At 64.1% G+C, this 25885-nt stretch carries 20 protein-coding genes; 11 read left to right on the forward strand and 9 right to left on the reverse strand.

What is annotated here, in order from left to right:
• Nucleotides 1-1047: lytic polysaccharide monooxygenase (locus BG60_RS38310; protein WP_051996602.1), on the reverse strand; the 1047-nt coding region annotated here is incomplete at its 3' end.
• 319 nt (nt 1048-1366) lie between these two features.
• Here BG60_RS38310 and BG60_RS22140 point away from each other — a divergent pair.
• From BG60_RS22140 to BG60_RS22155, 4 genes are all read left to right on the forward strand, one after another.
• On the forward strand, nt 1367-1885 hold the full coding sequence (locus BG60_RS22140; protein ID WP_034472898.1) for a Csu type fimbrial protein: 519 nt from the start codon (nt 1367-1369) through the stop codon (nt 1883-1885).
• 104 nt (nt 1886-1989) lie between these two features.
• Nucleotides 1990-2715 carry a fimbrial biogenesis chaperone gene (locus tag BG60_RS22145; RefSeq protein ID WP_034472900.1) on the forward strand — a complete coding sequence of 242 codons (726 nt, stop codon included), beginning with the start codon at nt 1990-1992 and terminating at the stop codon, nt 2713-2715.
• Between the two features lie 22 nt (nt 2716-2737).
• Nucleotides 2738-5152, forward strand: coding sequence for a fimbria/pilus outer membrane usher protein (locus BG60_RS22150; protein ID WP_241484876.1), 2415 nt, complete (start codon nt 2738-2740; stop codon nt 5150-5152).
• 3 nt (nt 5153-5155) lie between these two features.
• On the forward strand, nt 5156-6118 hold the full coding sequence (locus BG60_RS22155; protein WP_008351048.1) for a Csu type fimbrial protein: 963 nt from the start codon (nt 5156-5158) through the stop codon (nt 6116-6118).
• Between the two features lie 28 nt (nt 6119-6146).
• On the opposite strand, the gene BG60_RS22160 is transcribed toward BG60_RS22155, so the two are convergent.
• The 4 genes from BG60_RS22160 to apbC all read right to left on the reverse strand — a co-directional run bounded on the left by BG60_RS22160 (nt 6147) and on the right by apbC (nt 10996).
• Nucleotides 6147-8432, reverse strand: coding sequence for an arginine/lysine/ornithine decarboxylase (locus BG60_RS22160; RefSeq protein ID WP_008351050.1), 2286 nt, complete (start codon nt 8430-8432; stop codon nt 6147-6149).
• Between the two features lie 91 nt (nt 8433-8523).
• Entirely contained in the window at nt 8524-9093 is a 570-nt protein-coding gene (gene dcd / locus BG60_RS22165) for a dCTP deaminase (protein ID WP_008351052.1), read from the reverse strand.
• 161 nt (nt 9094-9254) lie between these two features.
• Complete coding sequence (locus tag BG60_RS22170) at nt 9255-9788, reverse strand: superoxide dismutase family protein (RefSeq protein ID WP_008351054.1); 534 nt, start codon at nt 9786-9788, stop codon at nt 9255-9257.
• Between the two features lie 119 nt (nt 9789-9907).
• Nucleotides 9908-10996 (reverse strand): iron-sulfur cluster carrier protein ApbC, encoded by a 1089-nt coding sequence (apbC, locus tag BG60_RS22175; protein ID WP_034472904.1) that lies wholly within the window; start codon nt 10994-10996, stop codon nt 9908-9910.
• A gap of 261 nt (nt 10997-11257) precedes the next feature.
• Here apbC and BG60_RS22180 point away from each other — a divergent pair, with 261 nt between their 5' ends.
• Together BG60_RS22180 and metG are read left to right on the forward strand one after the other, a co-directional pair.
• Nucleotides 11258-11914: a YiaD family glycine zipper/OmpA-like lipoprotein gene (locus BG60_RS22180; RefSeq protein WP_008351059.1), complete on the forward strand. Its 657-nt coding sequence runs from the start codon at nt 11258-11260 to the stop codon at nt 11912-11914.
• A gap of 314 nt (nt 11915-12228) precedes the next feature.
• Nucleotides 12229-14376 carry a methionine--tRNA ligase gene (metG, locus tag BG60_RS22185; protein ID WP_034472906.1) on the forward strand — a complete coding sequence of 716 codons (2148 nt, stop codon included), beginning with the start codon at nt 12229-12231 and terminating at the stop codon, nt 14374-14376.
• A 64-nt stretch (nt 14377-14440) separates the two neighbouring features.
• On the opposite strand, the gene BG60_RS22190 is transcribed toward metG, so the two are convergent.
• Nucleotides 14441-18598, reverse strand: a complete 4158-nt coding sequence (locus tag BG60_RS22190; RefSeq protein ID WP_034472908.1) for a translocation/assembly module TamB domain-containing protein — start codon at nt 18596-18598, stop codon at nt 14441-14443.
• 32 nt (nt 18599-18630) lie between these two features.
• Nucleotides 18631-20364 (reverse strand): autotransporter assembly complex protein TamA, encoded by a 1734-nt coding sequence (locus tag BG60_RS22195; RefSeq protein ID WP_239295371.1) that lies wholly within the window; start codon nt 20362-20364, stop codon nt 18631-18633.
• 333 nt (nt 20365-20697) lie between these two features.
• Here BG60_RS22195 and BG60_RS22200 point away from each other — a divergent pair, with 333 nt between their 5' ends.
• The 4 genes from BG60_RS22200 (at nt 20698) to panD (ending at nt 23095) form a co-directional block, all read left to right on the forward strand.
• A complete protein-coding gene (locus tag BG60_RS22200; RefSeq protein ID WP_174447747.1) occupies nt 20698-20886 on the forward strand; it encodes a DUF3460 family protein in 189 nt (62 codons plus the stop codon).
• Nucleotides 20887-20972: 86 nt separating this feature from the next.
• Complete coding sequence (locus tag BG60_RS22205; protein WP_034472990.1) at nt 20973-21800, forward strand: segregation and condensation protein A; 828 nt, start codon at nt 20973-20975, stop codon at nt 21798-21800.
• 60 nt (nt 21801-21860) lie between these two features.
• Nucleotides 21861-22694 (forward strand): pantoate--beta-alanine ligase, encoded by an 834-nt coding sequence (panC, locus tag BG60_RS22210; protein ID WP_008351071.1) that lies wholly within the window; start codon nt 21861-21863, stop codon nt 22692-22694.
• A gap of 14 nt (nt 22695-22708) precedes the next feature.
• On the forward strand, nt 22709-23095 hold the full coding sequence (gene panD, locus BG60_RS22215) for an aspartate 1-decarboxylase (RefSeq protein WP_008351073.1): 387 nt from the start codon (nt 22709-22711) through the stop codon (nt 23093-23095).
• A 57-nt stretch (nt 23096-23152) separates the two neighbouring features.
• On the opposite strand, the gene BG60_RS22220 is transcribed toward panD, so the two are convergent.
• Nucleotides 23153-23779: a ParA family protein gene (locus BG60_RS22220; protein ID WP_008351074.1), complete on the reverse strand. Its 627-nt coding sequence runs from the start codon at nt 23777-23779 to the stop codon at nt 23153-23155.
• A gap of 177 nt (nt 23780-23956) precedes the next feature.
• Here BG60_RS22220 and BG60_RS22225 point away from each other — a divergent pair, with 177 nt between their 5' ends.
• A complete protein-coding gene (locus BG60_RS22225) occupies nt 23957-24376 on the forward strand; it encodes a PaaI family thioesterase (protein ID WP_034472911.1) in 420 nt (139 codons plus the stop codon).
• On the opposite strand, the gene BG60_RS22230 is transcribed toward BG60_RS22225, so the two are convergent.
• Complete coding sequence (locus BG60_RS22230) at nt 24370-25845, reverse strand: cobyric acid synthase (protein WP_034472914.1); 1476 nt, start codon at nt 25843-25845, stop codon at nt 24370-24372. The two genes, BG60_RS22225 and BG60_RS22230, sit on opposite strands and share 7 nt — an antisense overlap.
• Nucleotides 25846-25885 lie beyond the last annotated feature (40 nt).

A 25885-nucleotide genomic window follows, 5' to 3' on the forward strand; every position in this document is an offset into this window, starting at 1 on the left:
CGTTGGCGTGGGCGTTGGCGTGGGCGTTGGCGTGGGCGTTGGCGTGGGCGTTGGCGTGGGCGCAGGTGAAGGCGTCGGCGTAGGTGAAGGCGCGGGTGCCGGCGCGCCGGTGTAATCGACCGCGAAGTTGTAGTCCTGCGGACTGTCGACGTAGATGCGGTTCGCCGACATCGTCTTCTGCGGCACGATGTTGCCGTTGTTGTCGATCAGCCCCAGCCGCACATGCTTCGCATCCGAGTTGACCTTCTGCGCCATCGCATACACCCAGTCCGCAGCGGCCGTCGTCTGCGCCGTCACCGTATAGCTGATCGATTCCAGATCGTGCCCGTCCGCATCGAAGACCCGCAGCGTGATCTTCATGCCCGCCGGTTGATCCAGCGCGGTCGTCGGGATCGGACGCATCTCGCGCCAGGTCGTGCGCGCGCCGTTGATGACCACGTCGCTGCACGCATAGAACGCTTCGGCGCTGTCGTTGCGCTGCCAGATCGTGTAAATGATCCGCCTGCCCGTTTTGCCGGCGGGCAGCTTGCATTGCAGCTTGTAGCGCCCGTTGTCGAGCGTCGCGCTGTTGAGTTCGCAGAACGGCTTGCTGTCGAGATCGGACCATTTCAACGGCTGATTGAAATCGTAGCCGTCCGAGGTCATGTACATCTGGAAGTAGCGCGTGACGTGCGGCGCGGTCGCGTACCAGACGAATGTGTAGTTTCCGCTCAGATCGGCCGAGATCGTCGTGGCCGGCCAGTCGCTTCGGCCGAGATCCAGACCGTAGTAGTTGGTCTTGCCGCCGCTGCACAGATGCCCGTCGGGCACGAAAGCCTTGTGATCGCCATTGGGCAGTCGATTCACGCCAGCCCAGTCGTACAGGAATGATGGCCCCGCCACCGCGACCGCAGCCTTGCACGGCGCCGACGTCGGGCTTTCCGGGCCCTCGAGGTAGCACGAATAGACGCGGCTGATCGGCGTCTCGATCGTACCGTGCGCCGACACCGCACACGGCACGGCCAACGGAAGCAGCACGAACGTCAATTTCCACTTCTCAGCGAACATGACAATCCCCTTTTTTGATTTGCTTCGCATATCTAATTCAAATCGTCGAACCGCGCCCGATCGCTCTTCATTCTAGAAGGCGCAATCAGGATGAGTTAGCACGAAGATGCTCCGTGCCGGCAGCCAGTGATTCGCGGCACGCATCAATCTCAATAACGCCCGCGACATAACCACAACAAGCGAAACACCGCGCCTGCCTATCTCAATTAAGAGTCGTCTCATTCAGTCTTAGTCGCGTATTCCCTATGATTCATCCATGTCCTCGCGACGCCAGCGCGATTCAGCATCAGTCATCTTTTCGATCTCAGGAGTGTTCCTCATGCTTAACCTGTTCAAGAAAGCCGCCGTCATTGCCATCGTTGCAAGCGCCGCCACGCTCGGCGCCGTCGGTTCGCAGAATGCATTCGCCGCCACGAGCAAGACCGCGACTTTCGACGTCACGCTGACGGTTCAGGACGATTGCTCGATCGCCGCCAATCCGCTGGATTTCGGCAGCACCGGCGTGCTCACGCAGAACATCGATCAAAACGCCGGCCTGTCGGTCACCTGCACCAAGGGCACGCCCTACACCGTCGCCCTCGACGCGGGCACCGCCACCGGTTCGGCCATATCGGATCGCAAGATGGGCAACGCAGCAGGCGACGCATTCGTCTCGTTCAACCTGTATCGCGATATCGCCCGCACGCAGGTCTGGGGCAACACGGCGGACACCGACACGGTCGCGGGCACCGGCGACGGCGGCGCGCAAACCATCCCGGTCTATGGCCGCGTGCCGACGCAGAACACGCCCGCGGCTGGCGCGTATTCGTCGACCATCACCGCGACGGTCGTGTTCTAAACCTCGCATCGCGCTGCAAGCATCTCGCACTCAGCGCGACGCTTGCTTGTTCGCAGATAAATCTATATCAATGGGATAGTCGGGATGACATAAGGAGACCGACGATGCCCACCTTGCTACCGCGCGTCTGCGCGGTTTTTCTCTTTCTGCAATGCTCCGCGACGCTCGCCGCTTCATTGCAAATCTCCCCGGTAACTATCCAGCTCACTGCCGCGGAGAACGGCAAAGTCATCAACCTGAGCAACGGCGGCGACGAACCGATCCACGCTCAAGTGCGCGCGTTCGTCTGGGATCAGGCCGATGAACAGGACAAGCTGACGCCGACGCGCGAGATCGTCGCGAGCCCGCCTATCGCCGAAGTGGCCGCGGGCGGACAGCAGGTCATCCGCGTGATTCGCGCGAGCATGGAGCCGTTGCAGCAGGAGCGCGCGTATCGTCTGCTCATCGATGAATTGCCGCCGGAAGGCGCGACCGCCGGTGCGAACGTTCAGTTTCGCTTTCGATATTCTGTACCACTATTTATTTCGCCAGCCGGTGAAGCGGGCAAGCCGAAGCTGCAATGGAGCATCGTCGAGAGAAACGGCAAGCCGTTTCTGCTCGTCTCGAACAGCGGGGCGATCCATGCGCAGTTGAGCGCGGTATCGCTGAAAAACGGCGGCGCGGACATTCCGATTTCCGCGGGCCTGCTCGGCTACGTCCTGCCGGGCCGCGTGCGCGCGTGGGCGCTGCCCGCCGCCGCGAGCGCCTTGCGCGGCAAGCCGGCGGACGTCGCGGCGACGGTCAACGGCTCGGCCGTCACGGAGCGGCTCGGCGAGAGCGGCGGACCTTGATCGCTTGCGCATCGCCGCGAGCATGTCCTCGTCCGCCGACACCGCCAGGAAGACGCCGGGCCGGAAAGCTCGCGTCGCGCTGACGCTCGTTCTCGTGTCGGAAGCGGCGATCGCGCAGGTCGACATCACGGGCGGCGGCTCGCCCGCCGAACTGCCGAGCCTCTCGGGCGCAGCGCGCGGGGAGCCCTTCGGCGCGTTCGCCGAAACGAATCAGCAACTCGTGCTCGAGATCGTCATCAACGGAACGAATCTCGGCGAGCCGTCGGAGTTCGAACTGCGTCACGGTCAGCTCTATGCCGAGCCGCACACGCTCGGAGCCGCGGGCATCCGCGTGAGCGATTTGAAACCGGACGCCGATGGCTGGCTCGCGCTGTCGTCGATTCCCGGCTTGCGCGCGACGTATGCGCCCGCGCGCCAGCAGGCGATTCTCGACGTCGACGAAGCTCGCCAGACCACACGCAAGATCGGCTACACGCTGCCGGTCACGCCGAAGGCGACGCCAGGCACCGGCTTCCTGATGAACTACGACGTCAGTTACACGCGCGAATACGGCGAAGACAGCGAAAACAGCATCGGCGTGTGGAGCGAGCAGCGCCTCTTCACGCCCTTCGGCGTGTTCGACAACACCGGCACCTGGATCAACGCGGACGGCGGCTCGAACCGATACACGCGGCTCGACACGAACTGGAGCTACTCGAATCCCGCGAAACTTTTCACGATGACGGTCGGCGATTCGGTATCGGGATCGCTGCCGTGGTCGCGCTCCGTGCGCTTCGGCGGATTCCAGATCCAGCGCGACTTCACGCTGAGGCCCGACCTCATCACGTTTCCCCTGCCGATGTTCTCCGCCTCGGCCGCCGTGCCTTCCGCCGTCGATCTCTACGTCAACGGCCTGCGCCAGTACAGCGGCGAAGTCGCGCCCGGGCCGTTCCAGATCGCGCAGGCGCCGAGCCTGAACGGCGCGGGCGTCGCGCAAATCGTCGTCACCGATGCGCTCGGTCGCCGCGTCACGACGAGCGTGCCGCTCTATATCGATGCGCGGCTCTTGTCGAAGGGATTGTTCAACTATTCGTTCGAACTCGGCTTCCTGCGCGACAACTACACGGTCGAGTCTTTCGACTACGAGCGTTCGCCCATCTATAGCGGCGTGTTCAGCTATGGCGTCAGCGACTGGCTGACCTTGCAGGCGCACGCCGAAGGCGGCCAGGGACTCGTCAACGGCGGCGCGGGCGCGGTGATCGGCACCGGCGGCTTCGGCGTGTTCAGCACGGCGGCGGCCGCGAGCAAGGTCGACGGTATGACCGGTTCGCTCTACAGCCTCGGCTATCAGTACATCGGGCCGAAGTTTTCCGTCAGTCTGCAGGGCACGCAGGCGTCGAGCGGCTATCGCGATGTCGCGTCGCTTACGGGCACGTCGACGTTTCAGCATGTCTATCAGGCGACGGCGTCGGTTTCGTTCCTGCGCACGCAATCGGCGACGATGAGCTACGTCGATTCCGAGGACAGCTTTTCCGGGCACGCGCGCGTCCTCACGCTCGCGTACAACGCGCAGTTCGGGCGGCGCTGGTCGCTCTTCGCGACGGCGTACCGCGACTTCCTGCAGAAGAACGTGTGGGGCGGATCGATCGGCGTGACGGTCGCGCTCGGCGGCAACATGGCGGTCAGCACGACGCTCGCGCAATCGGGCGGCCACTCGACGGCGGACGTCACCGCGTCGCGTCCGGCCGATTTCAGCGGCGGATGGGGCTGGACGGTGCAGGCGGGCGCGGGCGCGGATTATCGGCATGGGTTCGCGGGCGCGAACTATCGGGCGAGCTTCGGGGAATTCCAGGCGACGGCGCAGCGCTTCAACGGCACGACGACGGGCACCGCCGAGATGACCGGCGCGATCGCCATCATGGACGGTGCGGTGCTGCCCGCGCGCACGATCACGGATGGCTTCGCGCTCGTCTCCACCGACGGCGTCGCGGGCGTGCCGGTGAGCCAGGAGAACCGCAAGGTCGGCGTCACGAATTCGGGCGGCCATCTGCTGGTGCCGGATCTGCAGTCGTATCAGCGCAATCAGATCGCGATCGATCCGCTCGCCTTGCCCGCCGATGCGCGTATCGAAACGACGAAGCTCAACGTCGCGCCCGAACGGCGCTCGGGCGTGCTCGCGCGCTTCGGGATGTCGCGGTATCAGGGCGCGTCGGTGAGTTTCGTCGATGCGGACGGCGCGCCGATCAAGGAAGGCGCTGCCGCGACCAACGAGAGCACGGGCAAAACGGCGATCGTCGGCTTCGACGGCCTCGCGTTCTTCAACAAGCTCGACGCCGCCAACACGGTGACGATTCGCGGACACGGCGCGAGCTGTTCCGCGCAGGTGCCGTTCGACGCCGCGTCGTCACACGAGTTGCCGCAGATCGGGCCGTTCGTCTGTCGCGGCAACGGAGGATGAATCATGCGAACGCGATCGTGGATACGAAGAGGCGCGGTCATCGTCGTCGCGATGTTTGCGCTGCTCGCGCTGCCGAAAGCGTCGCGGGCGCAGATGTGTTCGTTTTCCGTCGGCTACACGGATTTCGGCGAATACGACACGACCTATTCGGAGCCGACGGAGGTCGTCGGCGCGGTCATCATGTATTGCACCGGCTACACGACGCCGATGGTGCGCATGTGCCTGAACATCAGCACGACGTCGCCGCGCGTGCTGACCGGCCCGAACGGCGCGACGCTCGACTACAACCTATACGTCGATCCGGATCATGTGAGCGTGTGGGGCTCGATTCTCAACCCGTCGACGACGCCGTACATCATCGACCTGCCCGTGCATCCGAGCGGCAAGGTGTGGGCACAGGAGCCGTTCTACGGGCGGATTCCGCCAAATCAGCAGGTCGGATTGGGGACGTACACGCAGACGTTCACCGCCGCCGACACGTATTTCGTCTATGTGGGCTACAGCGGCACGCCGCCGAGTTGCAGCACGGCGACCGCGCCGTACAAGTCGGCGGCGTTCAACGTATCGGTCAACGTGGCGAACAACTGCAACATCTCCGCGACGCCGATGGCGTTCGGCACGCAGAGCTCTTTTCAGGAGCCGCTCGAGGCGACGAGCCGCATCACCGCGACCTGCACGTCGGGCGCGTCGTACAACATTGCGCTGAACGGAGGCACGTCGGACGGCGGCGCGATCACTGGGCGCAAGCTCACACGGGTGGGTGGGACCGAGACAATCGACTATCAGCTGTACATCGACCCTTCGCATACCGTCCCGTGGGGCGACGGCACGTCCGGGACTGTGATGGGCAACGGCGTCGGTACGGGCGTCGCCTACACCTTCACCGTCTATGGGCAAGTGCCTGCGCAATCGGCCCCACGGCCCGGCCCCTATCGCGACACGATCACCGCATTCATTATTTTTTGATGCGGCTCGTGATCGCCACTGCGTGCACTCAATCCCGCACGCAATCCACGAAATACTCGATCCGTCCGTTGATCATCTCGCCGACCAGCCCGTGAATATCCGTATGGAATCCCGGGAAGCGCTCGTTGAACTCGCGCGCGAAACGCAGGTAATCCACGATCGTGCGATTGAAACGCTCGCCCGGAATCAGCAACGGAATGCCCGGCGGATACGGCGTCAAAAGAATCGACGTCACGCGTCCTTCCAGTTCGTCGATAGGCACGCGATCGATCTCGCGGTGCGCGAGCTTCGCGAACGCCTCGGACGGCTTCATCGCCGGCTCCATGCTCGACAGGTACATCTCCGTCGTCAGGCGCGCGATGTTGTTCGCGCGATAGACGCTGTGAATCTGCTCGCATAGATCGCGCAGACCGATGCGCTCGTAAGACGGATGCTGCGCGACGAACTCCGGCAGCACGCGCCACAGCGGCTGATTGTTGTCGTAGTCGTCCTTGAACTGCTGAAGCTCCGTGACCATCGAGTTCCAGCGGCCCTTCGTGATGCCGATCGTGAACATGATGAAGAACGAGTAAAGCCCCGTCTTCTCCACGATGATGCCGTGCTCCGCCAGATACTTCGTCACGATCGCGGCCGGAATGCCGGTCTCGCCGAATTCGCCGTCGACGTCGAGTCCCGGCGTGATGATCGTCGCCTTGATCGGATCGAGCATGTTGAAGCCTTCCGCGAGCGCGCCGAAACCGTGCCAGCGGTCGTTGGGCTTCAGCACCCAGTCCTCGCGATCGCCGATGCCCTCTTCCGCCAGCGCGTCCGGGCCCCAGACCTTGAAGAACCAGTCGTCGCCGTATTCGGCATCGACCTTGCGCATGGCGCGGCGGAAATCGACCGCTTCCGCAATCGACTCCTCGACGAGCGCCTCGCCGCCCGGCGCTTCCATCATCGCGGCCGCGACGTCGCACGACGCGATGATCGCGTATTGCGGCGACGTGGACGTGTGCATCAGATACGCCTCGTTGAAACGATGACGGTCGAACGTGCTGTTCTCGCTGTCCTGCACGAGAATCTGCGACGCCTGCGAAATGCCCGCGAGCAGTTTGTGCGTGGAGTGCGTCGCGAACACGAGCGCGCCCGTGCGCGGACGGCCCGCGCCGATCGCGTGCATGTCCTGATAGAACGAGTGGAACTCGGCGTGCGGCAGCCAGGCTTCGTCGAAGTGCAGCGTGTCGAGCATGTCGCCGAGCAGATCCTTGATCATCTCGACGTTGTAGATCACGCCGTCGTACGTGCTCTGCGTGATCGTCAGAATGCGCGGCTTGATCTTCGGGTTCTTCGCCAGCGCCTCGCGCGCGAACGGATTCGCCTCGATCTTCCTGCGGATATTCTCCGGCTTGAACTCGTCGCGCGGAATCGGTCCGATGATGCCGAAGTGATTGCGCGTCGGCGTGAGGAACACGGGGATCGCGCCCGTCATCGTGATCGCGTGCAGGATCGACTTGTGGCAGTTGCGATCGACCAGCACGATATCGCCCGGCGCGACGGTCGCATGCCACACGATCTTGTTCGACGTCGACGTGCCGTTGGTCACGAAGAAGAGATGATCCGCGCCGAAGATGCGCGCCGCGTTACGCTCCGACGCCGCGACCGGGCCGGTGTGATCCAGCAGCTGACCCAGTTCCTCGACCGCGTTGCAGACGTCCGCGCGCAGCATGTTTTCGCCGAAGAACTGATGGAACATCTGCCCGAGCGGATTCTTCAGGAATGCCACGCCGCCCGAGTGCCCCGGACAGTGCCACGAATACGAGCCTTCGTCCGCGTACTGCACGAGCTCCTTGAAGAACGGCGGCGCGAGCGCATCGAGATACACCTTCGCCTCGCGAATGATGTGACGCGCCACGAACTCCGGCGTGTCCTCGAACATGTGGATGAAGCCGTGCAGTTCGCGCAGGATGTCGTTCGGCAGATGGCGCGACGTGCGCGTTTCGCCGTACAGGAAGATGGGGATATCGGCGTTGCGCTTGCGCACCGCGGTGATGAACGCGCGCAAGGCGACGATGGCCGTCGCCAGTTCCGGCGTATCGCCTTCTACGACGACGTTGTCCGCGTAAGGCAGCAATTCCTCGTCGTCGATCGACAAAATGAAACACGATGCGCGGCTCGACTGCTGCGCGAACGCGGCGAGATCGCCGTAACTCGTCAGGCCGAGGACTTCGGCGCCTTCCTTTTCGATCGCTTCTGCGAGCGCCCGGATGCCGGAACCCGAAATGTTTTCGGAGCGAAAGTCTTCGTCGATGATGACGACGGGGAAGCGGAACTTCATGGGGCGAATCTCCAAATGGAAACGACCGCTGCCCGAGTCGCAATCTCGGGGCCAGCGGTCTTTCGACAAGCTTGTAACGTGCGTGGTTCGATCAGGTTTTCGGCAGCGTCACGCCGTGCTGACCTTGGTACTTCCCGCCGCGATCGGCATACGACGTCTCGCACATTTCATCGCTTTCGAAGAACAGGACTTGGGCGACGCCCTCGTTCGCGTAGATTTTGGCAGGCAAAGGTGTCGTATTCGAGAATTCGAGCGTGACGTAACCTTCCCATTCCGGCTCGAACGGCGTCACGTTCACGATGATCCCGCAGCGTGCATACGTCGACTTGCCGAGGCACACCGTGAGGCACGAACGCGGAATGCGGAAATACTCGACCGTGCGTGCGAGCGCGAAAGAATTCGGCGGAATGATGCAGACATCGCCCTTGAAGTCGACGAACGATTTCTCGTCGAAGGCTTTCGGATCGACGATGGTGGAATTGATGTTCGTGAAGATCTTGAATTCGTCGGCGACGCGGATGTCGTAGCCGTAGCTCGACGTGCCGTAGCTCACGATCTTGCGGCCGTCCTCGGCCACGCGCACCTGATCGCGCACGAACGGCTCGATCATCTTGTGCTCTTCGGCCATGCGGCGAATCCACTTATCGGATTTGATGCTCATAGGGGACGCTACTCAACGGTGAACGGCTCGGTCTCGCGACCGCCGCCTGCGGTGAAACGGGGCATGGCCGGCGGCGGTTCTCGCCGCGCGGGCCAAACGAAAGCGGGTATTTTACGCGAAGCGCGCCGCCGCGCCGGGCGCTTCGCATGCCGCCGCAGCAGCTACCGCCGGATCACGCCGCAAGCGAGCGCGGGTCCGACGTTGTGCGGCGCGCTCGCGTACGGGTCGAGCGCTTCGCGGTGCAGCATGATCGCGCGCGAAATGATCGAGCGCACGCCGTCGAGCGAGACATCTGTCGCGACGATGAAGCCCGTCGCCGCGCCGGTTGCGTCCGCGTGGATGTTGCCGAGCTCGCCTTCGAGACGCGATGACGTTCGTCTGCGATCGGAAGGCAGCGCGAACACCGGACTCGCGTCCGGCCCGTTGACCGCGATGCAGTCGCCGCGCTCGTGGACGGTCAGCGCGTGATCGCTGTTCGGCGGCATGTCGGTGAGGCTGTAGGAAACCTGCACGCCGTCCGCGCGCTCGATCAGCGTGACGGTGCCGCGCGTGGCGTTGCCGGGCGTCGGATTCAAAACGGCGTCCGCGCGCTTTTCGTGATTCTGGAAGATGAGGCCGCAACCGCTCAGCATGACGCTGCAAGCGGCCATCGCGATCGAGGCGTAAAGCGCCCTTCCGTCGAATCTGTGTCTCATGCGATCCTCTCGGCGGCCCGCCGACGCCCCGTGCGTCCGCGCTGCCGCGCATCGAAGGCGACATGATACCGCGAGCCGCATCGCACAAGGCTCGCGCCGATTCGATCGCTTATTCGAAATCAGGTGTTCTGCACGACGATGCTCGGAAACTTCGAGGTCATGTCGCGCTGGCGCTCCGCAATCGAAATGGCGACGCGGCGCGCGATGGCGCGATACGTCTCCGCGATGCGGCTGTCCGGCTGCGACACGACGGTCGGCTGGCCCGCGTCGGTGCGCTCGCGAATGGCGATATCGAGCGGCAGGGAACCGAGCACTTCGACGCCGTATTCCTTCGCCATGCGCTCGCCGCCGCCCGCGCCGAAGATGTGCTCTTCGTGACCGCAGTTCGAGCAGATATGCGTGCTCATGTTCTCGACAATGCCGAGAATCGGAATCCCGACCTTCTCGAACATCTTCAAGCCCTTCTTCGCGTCGAGCAGCGCGATGTCCTGCGGCGTCGTGACGATCACCGCGCCCGTCACCGGCACTTTCTGCGATAGCGTGAGCTGGATGTCGCCGGTGCCCGGCGGCATGTCGACGACGAGGTAATCGAGATCCTTCCAGTTCGTCTGACGCAGCAATTGTTCGAGCGCGGACGTGACCATCGGGCCGCGCCAGACCATCGGATTGTCCTGCTCGATCAGAAAGCCGATGGAGTTCGCCTGAATGCCGTGGCCTTCGAGCGGATTCATCGTCTGATTGTCAGGCGATTCCGGACGGCCGGTGATGCCGAGCATCATCGGCAGCGAGGGACCGTAGATGTCCGCGTCCAGCATGCCGACCGACGCGCCTTCGGCCGCGAGCGCGAGCGCGAGATTCGTCGCCGTCGTGCTCTTGCCGACGCCGCCCTTGCCGGACGCCACCGCGATGATGTTCTTGACGTTCGGCAGCAGCTTCACGCCGCGCTGCACGGCATGCGCGACGACCTGCGACGAAACATCCACGGTCACGTTCGCGACGCCCGCGATCTGACGCAGCGCGCCTTCCACCATTTCGCGGATCGCACCGAACTGCGATTTCGCCGGATAGCCGAGCACGACACTCACCACGACGTTCGCGCCGTCGACGGATACGTTGCGAATGCTTTTCAGATCAACCAGCTTGCGGTTGGTGTTCGGATCGGTCAGTGTGGCGAGTGCGGCGTCGATCTTCGCGCGGTCAATACTCATCGAGACTCCATGGAACGATTGTTGCTGGCGCCCAGCGGCGCACGGAACACTCTGAGGAAATTGAAAGTAATTGTTAGCGCCGTTGCGTTGTAACGCTTACGCATTGCACTATCCCGCTGCAAATCTTTCCGGGGACGCATCCCACCGGGCAGTCGGGCGCTTTTCTCATTATTGTAGAGGCTCGCCCGGAGGCTCGTCCGAAGACCCTTTCGCACTGTCGGCGCATGCGCCGAACGCTTGTTGAATCAAAGGAGATCGTAGATGAATACTAAGTTGATGACCCGCCTGTCCGTCGTTGCCCTGGTGGGCGCGCTTCTCGCCGGCTGTCAAACGCAGCAGGGCACCAACACCGCAGTCGGCACCGGCGCGGGCGCCGCGACCGGCGCGGCGATCGGCGCGATCTTCGGCGGCGGCAAGGGCGCGGCGATCGGCGCGGCAGCCGGCGCGGCGACGGGCGGTATCGTCGGCTACAACTGGCAGTCGATCAAGAACAAGATCTCGGGCGACTCGAAGGGCACGGGCACGCAAGTGACCGAGCAGCAGGACGGCTCGCTGAAGGTGAACATTCCGAACTCGATTTCGTTCGACACGAACAGCTACGCGATCAAGCCGTCGTTCGATCCGGTGCTGAACTCCGTCACGCAGACGATGCAGCAGCATCCGGAGCTGATCGCGAGCGTGGTCGGCCATACGGATAACACGGGTCAGGCGGCTTACAACCAGACGCTGTCGCAGAATCGCGCGCAGAGCGTCGCGTCGTACATTTCGACGCACGGCGTCGCGGCGCAGCGTCTCGCGGCATCGGGCATGGGCCAGACTCAGCCGATCGCGGACAACTCGACGGAAGCCGGCCGCGCGCAGAATCGTCGCGTGGAGATCTATCTGCGTGCGACCGCGCAGCCCGGACAAGTGCAGTAAGCGTCTGATTATAAAGGAGAATATGCCGCCGCGAGGGCGGTGGCACGAGCGGCAATTAGTCGTCTGAAAAAAATTTGAAACTTGGACGCGGTGCTGCTGTCTGTCCTTACGGTAGGCGGATGGCGATGCCATCACCTGCCATTCTCCTCTTGTCGTTGTTGCTCCGGGGCCCGATTGGACCCCGGTTTTTTTTTGGGCGCTCGAAACGCACTCCGCCCTATCCACCGCCGACTCCGCCCGCCTCTCCCCGCCCTGCTAAAATCGAACTCCGCGTTTTTTCACAACCTCAAGCACTCCCACCGGGCCGCGCCTTTATGTCAGCACCGATTTCAGCCACTGCCACCGCCGCGCCTGCCGCTCAAGCCTTTGAAGGCGGCCGCCGCCAGATCCTCGTCACGTCCGCGTTGCCGTACGCGAACGGTCAGATTCATATCGGCCATATGGTCGAATACATTCAGACGGACATCTGGGTTCGGACGCTGCGAATGCATGGCCACGAGGTCTACTACGTCGGCGCGGACGACACCCACGGCACGCCGATCATGCTGCGCGCCGAGAAGGAAGGCATCACGCCGAAAGCGTTGATCGAGCGCGTGTGGAAAGAGCACAAGCGCGACTTCGACAGCTTCGGCATCTCGTTCGACAACTACTACTCGACCGATGCCGAGGAAAACCGCGAACTGTGCAACACGATCTACGGCGCGCTGCAGCAGGCGGGCCTGATCGAGGCGCGCGACATCGAACAAGCCTACGATCCGGTCAAGGAAATGTTCCTGCCGGACCGTTTCATCAAGGGCCAATGCCCGAAATGCGGCGCGAAGGACCAATACGGCGACAACTGCGAAGTCTGCGGCTCGACCTATCAGCCGACCGAACTGATCAATCCGTATTCGGTCGTGTCGGGCGCGACGCCGATCCGCAAGACGTCGACGCATTATTTCTTCAAGCTGTCCGACCCGCGCTGTGAGGAATTCCTGCGCGGCTGGGTCAGCGGTCTCGCTCAGCCCGAAGCCACCAACAAGATGCGCGAATGGCTCGGCGACAAGGGCGAAGCCAAACTCGCCGACTGGGACATTTCGCGCGACGCGCCCTACTTCGGCTTCGAAATTCCCGGCGCGCCGGGCAAGTATTTCTACGTCTGGGTCGATGCGCCCGTCGGCTATTACGCGAGCTTCAAGAATCTCGCGGACCGCATCGGCGTGAATTTCGGGGAATGGGTGAAGCCCGGCTCGAAGGCCGAGCAATATCACTTCATCGGCAAGGACATTCTGTACTTCCACACGCTGTTCTGGCCGGCGATGCTCGAATTCTCCGGCCATCGCACGCCGACGAACGTGTTCGCGCACGGCTTCCTGACCGTCGACGGCGCGAAGATGTCGAAGTCGCGCGGCACGTTCATCACCGCGCAGAGCGTCATCGACACGGGGCTGAATCCCGAGTGGCTGCGCTACTACTTCGCGGCGAAGCTGAACAGCACGATGGAAGACATCGACCTGAATCTCGAAGATTTCCAGGCGCGCGTGAACAGCGATCTCGTCGGCAAGTACGTGAACATCGCGAGCCGCGCGGCGGGCTTTCTCATCAAGCGTTTCGACGGCCGCGTGCAGGACAGCGCGATGCATCATCCGCTCGTCGCGCAACTGCGTTCGGCGATTCCGCACATCGCCGGCTTCTACGAGTCGCGCGAATACGGCCGCGCGCTGCGCACGACGATGGAACTGGCCGACGCCGTCAACGCCTACGTCGACACCGCGAAGCCGTGGGAACAGGCGAAGGATCCGGCGAACGCCGTCGCGCTGCATGAAACCTGCAGCGTGAGCCTGGAAGCGTTCCGCCTGCTGTCGCTCGCGTTGAAGCCGGTTTTGCCGAAGCTCATCGAAGCGGTGGAATCGTTCCTCGGCATCGCGCCGCTCGTCTGGGCCGATGCCGACAAGCCGCTGTCGTCGGCGAGCGCGATCAACGCGTACAAGCATCTGACGACGCGCGTCAATCCGAAGCAGATCGAGGCGTTGCTCGCCGCGAATCGCGAATCGCTCGCGCCGGCCGCGGAAGCCGCAGCCGCAACGGCGACGACAACAGCCGCTCCGGCCAAGACCGCCGCTAAGAAGCCGGACGATGCGGGCGTCATTTCCATCGACGACTTCGCGAAGGTCGATCTGCGTATCGCGAAGATCGTCGACTGCAAGGCCGTCGAAGGCTCCGACAAGCTGCTGCAACTCACGCTCGACGTCGGCGAGGACAAGACGCGCAATGTGTTTTCGGGCATCAAGTCGGCGTATCAGCCGCAAGATCTGATCGGCAAGCTGACCGTGATGGTCGTCAACCTCGCGCCGCGCAAGATGAAGTTCGGTCTGTCGGAAGGGATGGTGCTCGCGGCATCCGCCACGGACGAAAAAGCCGAACCGGGCCTCTACATTCTCGAGCCGCACAGCGGCGCGAAACCGGGCATGCGGGTGAAGTAACACGCATCGCATAACGAAAAGGGCACGCAGATCGCGTGCCCTTTTTGCTTGAAGCAGACGATGCTCAGTCCGATTCCACTTCCGTCGCCGATGCCCCGAATGGCGCGCTCACGCCCGACGCCCCCGAGGCCGCCGATGGCTGCACAGTCGACGCCCGCGATGCCGACGAAGACGACGACCACAGCCTCGACCAGCGATTGAAGCGCCGCGTATAAGACAGATCGACGCCCTGATACGTCCCGCCGTACACCGTCACGGCCCAGAACCGCGACAGGTTCAGCGTCGCCTTGACCGCGTTGCTCGCCGATTGCAAGCCTTGCTCGTAGCCGATCACGAGCCGTTCGTTGATCGCCTTCGACAGCAGCACGACTTGCGGATCGGTCAGGCCCACTTCGCTCGATCCGACCGTGAACTCGTCCAGTCCGACCGTCTGCGCGATCTTCGCGCCGCCGCGGCTTCCGAGCAGCGCGAGCGCGCTCGTCATCGCGCTCTGCTGGCCGACGTTGTTGCCCTGATCGGTGCCGTGGCCGAACAGCAGCCACGAGAGCTTTTCGTTGTCTGGCACGCTCGGCTCGGAAATCAGCTTGGCGACCGGCGCCTGCACCGTGCCCGTCACCTGCACACCCGCCTCGACTTCCTGATTGCGCCGCATCGCGAGAATGTTGAGGCCGGGATTCGCCACCGGCCCGTTGAACGTGAAGAAACCGTTCTCGATGTTCAGCTTGCGCCCGAACGCCGTGTACGACGAACCCGGCGTCGTCACGCGCACGTTGCCGACCGCGCGCAGCGGCATGTTCGGCGCGCTCATCGCCGTAATCGTGCCCGCGAGGCCGAGGTCCGCACCCGCGCCCTTGAAGCGGAAGTGCTGACCGAGATCGATCCCGATGTTCGCGCGCGGCGTGAACGGCCCGACCGGCTTCTCGGTCTTCGCGGTGATCGACTGGTTCTCGCCCTTGATCGTGCCATCGGGGCGCTCGATCACGACATCGTCGCCGAGAGACGGCGCGGACGATTCCGGCAGATCGATGAGCGCGTGATCGACGGTGAACTTGCCGTCGATCGCCATGCCGCCCTGCAAGCCCGCGTTCGCGATCGTCGCGCTGCCTGACAGCATCAGCTCGCGATCCGGCGATGCGAACAGCTCCAGCTTGTCCGCGATGATGCTCGCGGTCAGATCGGGCTCCTGCTGATCGAGGCGCACCTTGCCGGTCGCGCGCAGCGTGCCGCTCGCGCCATGAAACTCGACGCGCTGAAAATCGACGAGATTCTCCGACAGCGCAATGCGGATGATGCCGTCCTTCAGTTGCACGCCCTGATCGACGACCGTCGCGGAAATGTTGTCGCCCGTCAGCGAGCCCGACAGATTCGGCTTCGCGACGATGCCCGCGATCACGAGTTTGAGCGCAATCCTGCCGCCGAGCAGATAGTTCGCGCCGAGCAGGCCGCCGGTCGTGCGCAATTCCGGCACGTTCGCGTTGATGGCGCCGGTCAGCGGCGCGTTGTCGTCGATGGTGAGCATGCCGTCGCGATTGACGAGCGGCGTGTGCACGTTGGCATCGATCACGCCGATGCGGCTCGCCTGGGCGTGCAGCGACGCGTTCAGGCGGTTGCCGTCGGTGAAATCCGCGCGCGCGGCGATATCGGAAATGCCGAGCGCCGACAGACCGCGCGTACCGTCGATCGTCACGTCGCCGGCGCGGCGCTTGATCTGCGCGTAGCCCGTCGCGGTCGCGCCGAGCGTGAAGTTCCAGTCGCCGTCGAAAACGAGATCGGTGCGGATCGGCGGCTCCGCGCCCGTCAGCGTCTGGCGCACGTCGAGCAGATGCGGCACCGACAGGTTCGTCAGCGTGCCCGCCGATTGCAGGCGGCCGTTCTCCATCGCGAACGATTTCAGATTCAGCACCGCGCCTTCCGCGACGAGCCGCGTCGCGCCGAGCACGAGACGCTTCGGACCGTAGCTCACCGAAAGCGGCGATTCGAGATTCAGCGACGGCGTGCCCTTGTTCGACAGCTTCGTGATCGCGCCGTCCCAGTGCGGGCCGTCGGGCGCGTCGGTGAACTTGCCGTTCGCGCCGAGCGCGAGATTCACGGGCTGGCCGCGCACCTTGCCGGTCGCCGTCACGTCGAGCGTGTGATGCGCGCGCGTGCCGTTCAGATTCGCGTCGAGATTCGCGATGTCGATGTCTTCCGTGCTCGCATCGCGCGCCTTCAGCGTGAAGACGAGCGCGCCGTTCGCGCCGTCGCGGATATCGGCGCGGCCTTCCGCGTGACCGAGCCGATTCGCGCCGAACACGAGGCCATCGGCCTGATAGTTCGCCGCGATGTTCGGATGCGCGATCGAGCCGGTCAGATCGCCGTCCGCCTTCGCCGTGCCCGCGATGCCGAAGCCGAGCCGTTCGAGCGCGGGCGCGTCGACCTTGAAGCGCAGCCGGTCGCCGGGCGCGCCGAAGCTGCCGTTCAGATCGACGTTGTTGCCCGCCACCGACAGCGCCGCCTTGCTCGGCAACAGCCGCATGCCCGCGACCTGTATCGTGCCCTCGCCCGTCAGCGGCAGATTGTCGTACATGCTGTCGGTGAGCTTGAAGGTCGCCTTGGTCGTGAGCGTCGGCGCGAGTTGCCCCGATGCCGCCAGCGTGCCGTTCACGCGCGCTTCCACGACACGCGCCGGCGCGGCCGGCTTGTTCGACGGCTTCGCGCCTTTCTTCGCCGGCGCGGGCTTCGGCGCGATCAACTGCTGTTGCAGCAGCAGCGGATTGAACTCGACGATTTTCGCCTTCAGGTCGTAGCTCGAATTCGCGTCCTTCTTCAGCACGCCGCTCGCTTCGACGCGGCCCTTCCCGACCGTGAGCTTCACGTCGTCGAGCGTGGTCGCTTGCGGATCGAGCTTCACTTTGGCCTGCGCGCGGATCGCGGCTTTTGGATCGTTCAGGTCGGCGGCGATGCGCTGCGTGTCGCCATCCAGCTCGATGCGGATCGGTCCGGCGAAATCCGTCGGGCGCAGCGTCGGCTCGATCGCGTTCAGATCGAGCTTCGCGACCTTGAGGTCGAACTTGCCCTTGCCGCTTTTGAGCGCGCCGCCGCCCCTCACCGACGCGTTCTTCAGGAGCCGCACATCGAGATCGGTGATGCTTTGCTCGGACGCGTCGAGCCGCACGTTCGCGTGCGCGTCGATGAGCGGCAGCAGCTTCTTGTCGATGGAACCGGGCTTCGCGTTCACGATCGACACCGGCCCGGCGACGACGAACGCGTTCGGGTCCGCGCCTTCGACGGGCTTCACTTCGGCGCGCACGGCGAGGTCGGCCTCGGGCGCGCCCGGCGCGAACGCCTGCGGATTGACGTGATCGAACGTGACGAGCGCCGACTTGAGCGGCACGTCCGCGAACGGCAGCGCCTCGACGTGCGCGCGTCCGTTGAGTTTCAGGCCGCTCGCATCGACGTCGGCGATCAGGTCTTCGAGCGAGCCCGAGAGCCGCGCGCTCACGTTCACCGTTTCGTTGTTGACCTTGCCGGCATAGCCCGCATCGCCGGAAAGCGGAAACGGACGCGCGCCGCCATCGAGCTTCGCCGACGCCGTCACCGCGCCGAACGGCGTGTCGAGCCGCTCTACCGCCGCTTCGTGATGCTGGCCGTCGCTTCGGCCGTGGAAAAGCAGGCGCGAGAATTCGGTCGTCGCCGTGCCCTGATGCAGACGCAGTTTCCCGACGGAAAGATCGTTGATCGCAAGTTGAATCGGAATGCGCAGATCCTTGGGCAGTTCCGTTTTCTTGCTCGGCTCGTTCGACGGCGCAATGCGCGCATCGACCGTCCCGATATGCAGATAATCGATCGTGAAGCGCAGCGGCTCGCGTGTGAGCGCCCAGCGGCCCGACACGCTATCGACCGCGATATCCGTGCCCTTGCCGTCCTTCCAGCGCACGTCGCGCAGTTGCAGGCCGGTCGCGATGGCGCCGCCGTCGAGCTTGCCGGTAAGTTGCCCCTTGAGCAGCTTCGTTGCCGCGTTCCATGCGTAGCGCGTGCCGCGCTCGGTCGTCAGCACGTAAAAGACCGTGCCGATGGCGATCCCGGCGATCAGCACGACGACGAGCACGAGCGCGCCGATCCACCGCGCCAAACGGCGCCAGCCGCTTTTGCGCGGCGGCGGTGTCTGCGCGCCGCCGTCGCCGCCGCCAACGTTTTCGGGCGGCGGCGCTTCGGCGTCCGCCTGCTTGTTCGGGTCCGTCATGCCGATTCAATGTCCTTCATCGTTCTCACGCATCAGAACGCGATGCCGAGCGTCAGATACGGTTTGATGCTCTTGTTCTTCAGCCCATACGCCAGGTCGACGTTGACCGGGCCGACCGGACTGCGCCAGCGCGCGCCGACGCCCACGCCCGGATCGAACACGCGCTCGCTCCAGTTGTCGGTCGCGGTGCCGATGTCGAAGAACACCGCGCCGCCCCAGTCGTGCGTGAACCAGTGCTGATATTCGCTGCTGGCCGTCACCATGTATTTGGTCGGCAGGATCGAGCCGGCCACATTGTTGCCGATGCTGAGATAGCTATAGCCGCGCACCGAATTCGCGCCGCCCGCGCGGAACAGCAGCGAAGCCGGCACGCCGCTCGACGGCCCGCTCGTGAACACGCCGCCGAACTCCGCGCGAAACACGAGCAGATCGTTCTTGCCGAGCGGCACGTATTGCAGCGCGTTGGTGTACAGGCGCGCGAAAGTCTGATCGGCCATCACGCCCTTGACGGCGAAACCCGCCTCCGCGCGGATGATGTTGCCGCGGCGCGGAAACAGCGGATCGTCGACGTCGCGGCGCACCCAGCTCCACGCGGGCACGAGCGCACGCGCCGTCGACGGATTCGGCTCGTTCTGCGTCAGGCGGTCGTCGTAGAAGGTCAGCGAATACGTCGTGTCGATGTTCTGACGCGAGCGCGAACGCTGCACGCCGACGCGCCCGCTATAGATCTTCGTGCTCGAGACGTCGGTGATCGTGTACGAGCCGAACACGGCGTTGACCCAGCCGGACGAATCGGGCGGCATCGCGAGTTGCACGCGGCCGTATTGCTGCGTCTGGTCGAGCCGCCCGGAAATCGTGAACGGGTACGCCGCGCCAAACGTATTGAGATAGCTGTAGGCGCCCTGAATGTGGAAACCCGTGTCCGTCGCGTAACCCACGCCGTAGCGGATGCTGTTGTACGGATACTCGCTCACCTTCACATGCAGCGGTGTGTCGACCGGCTTGTTCACGTCGCTGTCCGCATCGATCGCGACGCTCGCGTAATACGGCGTGTTCTGGATCTGGCGCTGCAACTCGTTCAGGCGCGCGATGTCGTAGACCTCGCCTTCGCGGATCGGATTCACATGGTCGATGATCCACGCGGGATAGCGCTTCGGGCCGCTCACCTCGAGCTTGCCGAGCGTGAAGGTCGGGCCGCTGTCGAACGTCACGGAGAGATCGGCCAGATGCGCGCGCGGATTGATGCGCGCCTGCGAACGCACGATCTTCGCGCCGAGATAGCGTTTCGATTGCAGGGCCCGCAGCGCGGCGTTTTTAGCGTCGTCCCAGCCGCTTTGCGTGAAAGGATCGCCTTCGCTGACCGAAAAAGCGAAACGCGCCGCGTTCTCCTGCGCGCGATCTTCGGTCGTCACCGCGCCGGTGAAATTCAGTTGCACCGAGGCGACCATCGTGCGCGGGCCGGGATCGACGCTCACCTTGACGTTGCGCTTGTCGTCGACCGTCGTGACGTCCGTACGCACGATGGGCGTGAAATAGCCTTCCGTCGCGACGAGATCGCGCACGTCCTTCGGCGTCGCGGTGACGAGGAACTGGAACTGGTCGTCGCTGACGTCGTCGCGCTTGGCGAAACGGGAGAGATCGAGGTTCTCCTTCAGCAGCTTCTTGATGCTGCGCGGCGCGTCGATGTCGACGTCGTACTTGGCGCAAGCGGGCGCAGCGAAGCCGAACGCGACGAGCGCCACAATCAGGGCCGGCCAGCGGCTCATGCCGCGCGGCCTTACGCGCCACGCGCGCAGCGGATCAAACGAACGCCCCGCCAAACGTGACCTCCGGCATCGGGAAAAAGTGGGATTCGAGGTAAAACTTGCAGCCGACGCAATCGGACGCAGGCGCTATTTCACCACATCGGCATGGACGCACGCCGCAAAAGCGGCCATCTCGCGCCGGACGTGCGCCGTTGGACGGCTGCGCGCCGCGTGGGTTCCGCGAAAGCTGCACGCGCGTGCGCCTTCCGGGCGACGAAACTGCCGCGCGCTTGCGGTAAAATTGCGCGCACAGGCAAAATCACAGGCTCACGCCTCGACCTCAACGGAAGCCGGATCATGTATCAGTCGGATATCACCCAGTTCATCAATCAGTTGAAAGAGCAGAAGCCCTCGCTGGAAGAAGAACAGCGCCGCGGCCGCGCGCTACTGTGGGACAAGCAGCCGATCGACCTCGACGAGCGCACCACGCAGCAGCAATCGCGCGTGAACCAGACGCCCTACGTCTATTACCAGAACTTCTGAACGTGAGCGCAGCAGGCCGCGAGCCGCAATCGTCCGCGCATTCGCCGTCTGAGGCAAAGCGCGACGAAGCCCGGGAAGACCGTGCCGTGGCGCTCGCCACGCCCGCAACCGATTCGACGCCCGACACCATCGACGGCGTCGCGATCGCGCACCTGTACGGCGAGCCGCTCTGGAAGCTGCCGACCGACCTGTACATCCCGCCCGACGCGCTCGAGATCTTTCTCGAAGCATTCGAAGGCCCGCTCGACCTGCTGCTCTATCTCATCCGCAAGCAGAACTTCAACGTGCTCGACATCCCGATGGCGGATGTCACCGCGCAATATCTCGGCTACGTCGATCAGATTCGCGAATCGAATCTCGAGCTGGCGTCGGAATATCTGCTGATGGCCGCGATGCTGATCGAGATCAAGTCGCGCATGCTGCTGCCGGTCAAGAAGGCCGACACCGGCGAAGAAGCCGAAGATCCGCGCGCGGAACTCGTGCGGCGTCTGCTCGAATACGAGCAGATGAAACTCGCCGCGCAGAAGCTCGACCAGTTGCCGCAGCTCGGCCGCGACTTCCTGCGCGCGGACATTTACATCGAGCAGTCCGCCGAGCAGCGCTTCCCCGACGTCGACATGAACGACCTGCGCGCCGCGTGGGCCGACGTCATCAAGCGCGCGAAGCTCGTGCAGCATCACAAGATCACGCGCGAAGAGCTTTCGGTGCGCGAGCACATGAGCGTGATCCTGCGGCGTCTGCAGAACGCGCGCTTCATGGAGTTCACGGAACTCTTCGACACCACGCGCGGCGTGCCGGTAGTCGTCGTGAACTTCATCGCGATGCTGGAGCTGTCGCGCGAATCGCTGATCGAAATCACGCAGGCCGAACCCTACGCGCCGATCTACGTGCGGCTCGCGTATTCTCCTGCCTAGTCTTTCTTATCTTTTTCCGCGTGGCGGCGCACCGGCCGCTCGACAGGAGACACCCGCTCGATGAAAGTCATCAGCTCCATCCACGAACTGCGCGACCAGTTGCGCGGCCAGAACCGAACCGCCTTTGTCCCGACGATGGGCAACCTCCACGAAGGCCATCTCTCCCTGATGCGTCTCGCGCGCCAGCACGGCGATCCCGTGGTCGCGAGCATTTTCGTGAATCGTCTGCAGTTCGGCCCGAACGAAGATTTCGACAAATATCCGCGCACGCTGCAGGACGACATCGAAAAGCTGCAGAAAGAGAACGTCTACGTGCTGTTCGCGCCGACCGAGACGGACATGTATCCGGAGCCGCAGGAGTATCGCGTGCATCCGCCGCACAATCTCGGCGACATTCTCGAAGGCGAATTCCGCCCCGGCTTTTTCACGGGCGTGTGCACCGTCGTCATGAAACTGATGTCGTGCGTGCAGCCGCGCGTCGCGGTGTTCGGCAAGAAGGATTATCAACAGTTGATGATCGTGCGCGCCATGTGCCATCAGTTCGCGCTGCCGACGGAAATCGTCGCGGCGGAAACCGTGCGCGATGAAGACGGCCTCGCGCTGTCGTCGCGCAACCGCTTCCTGTCCGCCGACGAGCGCGCCGAAGCGCCGCAGCTCGCCGCCGCGTTGCAGCGCGTGCGCGAAGCCGTGCTGTCGGGCAATCGCGATATCGCCGCACTCGAACGCGACGCGATGAACGCGCTCGCCGACCGCGGCTGGAAGCCGGACTACATCAGCGTGCGCAAACGCTCGAACCTGATCGCGCCGGGCGCCGACGAAACCGACGCGCCGCTCGTCGTGGTCGCGGCGGCCAAGCTCGGCGCGACGCGTCTCATCGACAATCTGGAAATCTGAAGGAAGGAAGCACCATGCAGCGCACCTTGTTGAAATCGAAGATTCACCGCGCGACGGTCACGCATTGCGAATTGCATTACGAAGGCTCGTGCGCGATCGACGAAGACCTGCTCGACGCCGCGAACCTCATGGAAAACGAGCAGATCGACATCTGGAACGTGAACAACGGCGAGCGCCTGACCACGTACGCGATCAAGGGCGAGCGCGGCAGCGGCATGATTTCGCTGAACGGCTCGGCGGCGCGCCGCGCGCAACTCGGCGATCTCGTCATCATCGCGGCGTTCGCGCAAGTCGACGAGGAAGAGATCAAGGCGGGCTGGAAGCCGAACCTCGTGTTCGTCGACGAGGACAATCGCATCAAGGGCAGCCGCGATCACGTCCCGACGCAGAACTGGACCTGATTTCCGGGCGGTTTTCGTCCGACGAAGCCGGCGTTCCTCAACGGACGCCGGCTTTTTTCATTTCTTCGACACCCAGTCGATGATCGGCTCCCACTGCTCCAGATCCTTTTCGACGCGGCTTTTGGCCACGTCCCAGATCGTGAGGCCGTGCGCGGCGAGCTGCACGTAGTTCTGCGTATCGCGCAAGAAGCCGAGCACCGGCAAATCGAGTCCTTCGACGAAACGATGCAACTGTTCGGCCGAGCGCGTGCGTGCATCGACGCGCATGCCGACCACGCCGACCTGAATCGCGCCCTTCCTCACCGCCTTCTCCTTCGATAGCCGCGTGAGAAAGTCCTGCGTCGCGAGGATGTCGAACATCGACGGCTGGAGCGGCACGATCACTTTATCGGCGAGATCCAGCGCGAGCGACAGGCGGTTGCCGTGCACGCCGGCGGGCGTATCGACGACGGCTTTCTCCAGACCTTTGGGCGGCTTCGCGGGAGAATCGACGTCGACGGCCCATTCCTCGATCTTCGGCAGCATATCGACGCGCAGCGAAAGCCACGCGTGCGACGAGCGCTGCTTGTCGAGATCCGCGAGCGCGACCCATTCGCCTTGCGCCGCGAAATAGCCGGCCAGATTGGTTGCGAGCGTGCTTTTGCCGACGCCGCCTTTAGGATTTGCCACCACGATCACGGTCATGAAGTGTCCTGGATTTTGTTGGGCGCGCTCGCGCAGTGTTTCCGCGCCGCGCACGATTTCGTCTTGACTAGAACAGGTGCATGATTTCGAGCGTTGATATTATCGGCAAAACTCGCGCGGCCGGCATCTCTCCCGAACGGCCGTACGCCTTCCTCCATTTCAACCGACCGAACGCTCATGACGCCCCTTCGCCCCGATGTCACGCTCGATTTCCTTCGCAATCGCCAGAAAGGCCGCCTGCCCGAGCTGCTCGGCGTGCAACTGATCTCGCTCGATCAGGGCCAGTTGAGCGGCGAACTCACGATCCGCCCGGAATTGCTCGCGCCGAATGGCTTTCTGCATGCGGCGACGGTCGTCGGCCTCGCGGATACGTGTTGCGGCTACGCGTGCATCGCGCATCTGCCGGAGAAGGCGCAGAACTTCACGACGCTCGAACTGAAGAGCAACCACGTTTCGACGGCGCGCGAAGGCAGGATCGTCGCGAAGGCGACGGCCGTGCACCTCGGGCGCAGCACGCAGGTGTGGGACGCGACGGTCACGAACGGCGACGGCAAGCTGATCGCCATGTTCCGTTGCACGCAGATGATTCTTTATTGACCGAAGGCAGCTTGTAGCGCGTCCAGATCGAGCGACTGCGCGAACGAATCGGCGAGGCGATCCAGCGACGCCTCGCGCAGCGCCGGATAATCGAGCGGCTCGGCGTCTTTTACGCCCGCCCATGCGAGCAGCGCGGCGCAGGCTTCGGGCGAATCGAAAACGCCGTGCAGATACGTCGCGGCGATCTGGCCGTCATCCGATACCGCGCCGTCGACACGCCCGCCGTCCAGCGCGACCAGCGGCCGCGCGAGCGCCGGTCCGCGCGTGCGGCCCATGTGGATTTCATAGCCGCGCACGGGCGCTTTGGCATCGCCGATGGTCAACCGTCCGGTGACATTCTCCAGTTGCTTCTGCGGCGTTAGCACGGTCGAGAGATCGAGCAGCCCGAGCCCGCCCACGCACCCCGCCGCGCCTTCGACGCCATCGGGATCGTCGATCTCGCGTCCGAGCATCTGCATGCCGCCGCATATGCCGAGCACCTTGCCGCCGTATCGCAGATGCCGTTCGATCGCGCGATCCCAGCCGTTTTCGCGCAGCCATGCGAGATCGCGCTGCACGCTCTTCGAACCGGGCAGCACGATCAGATCGGCGGGCGGCGGCGCGACGCCCGCGCGCACATAGCTGAAGTCGATCTGACGATGCGCCCGCAGCGCATCGAAATCCGTGTGATTGCTGATGCGCGGCAGCGCCGGCACGATCACCTTCAGCGCGGGTGCATCGCCCCGCGTGTGCGGCTGGCTCGGCAGCATGTCCTCGGCGTCGAGCGTCAGGCCGTGCAGATACGGCAGCACGCCGAACACCGGCTTGCCCGTCTGCGCTTCCAGCCAGTCGAGCCCTGGCTTCAACAAGCCGATATCCCCGCGAAACCGGTTGATGACGAAGCCGCGAACGCGCGCCCTTTCGCTCTCCGACAAACACGCGAGCGTGCCGACGAGATGCGCGAACACGCCGCCGCGATCGATATCGGCGACGAGCACGACCGGGCAATCGACGCGCTCCGCGAAGCCCATGTTGGCGATATCGCCGTCGCGCAGATTGATTTCGGCGGGACTGCCCGCGCCTTCGACGATCACCGCGTCGAAGTCCTTCTGCAAGCGCTCGTACGACGCGAGCACGGCGTCGAACGCGATGCGCTTGTACGCGTGATACGCGCGCGCGTCGAGGTTCGCGTGCGCGTGACCGTGGATGATGACCTGCGCGCCGCGATCGCTCGTCGGCTTGAGCAGGACCGGATTGAAGTCGATGCGCGCATCGACGCCCGCCGCGATCGCCTGAAGCGCCTGCGCGCGGCCGATCTCGCCGCCATCGACGGTCACTGCGCTATTGAGCGCCATGTTCTGCGGCTTGAACGGCGCGACGCGCACGCCGCCGCGCCGGGCGAGGCGGCACAATCCGGCGACGAGCGTGCTTTTGCCGGCATCGGACGTCGTGCCCTGGATCATCAGCGTGCCGCGTGGCGTGAATGGCATCGGAGGATTCCCATGAAGAGCGACGCGCTATCTTAGCCCG

Source organism: Caballeronia zhejiangensis (assembly GCF_000698575.1).
GTDB classification, from domain to species: Bacteria; Pseudomonadota; Gammaproteobacteria; order Burkholderiales; family Burkholderiaceae; genus Caballeronia; species Caballeronia zhejiangensis.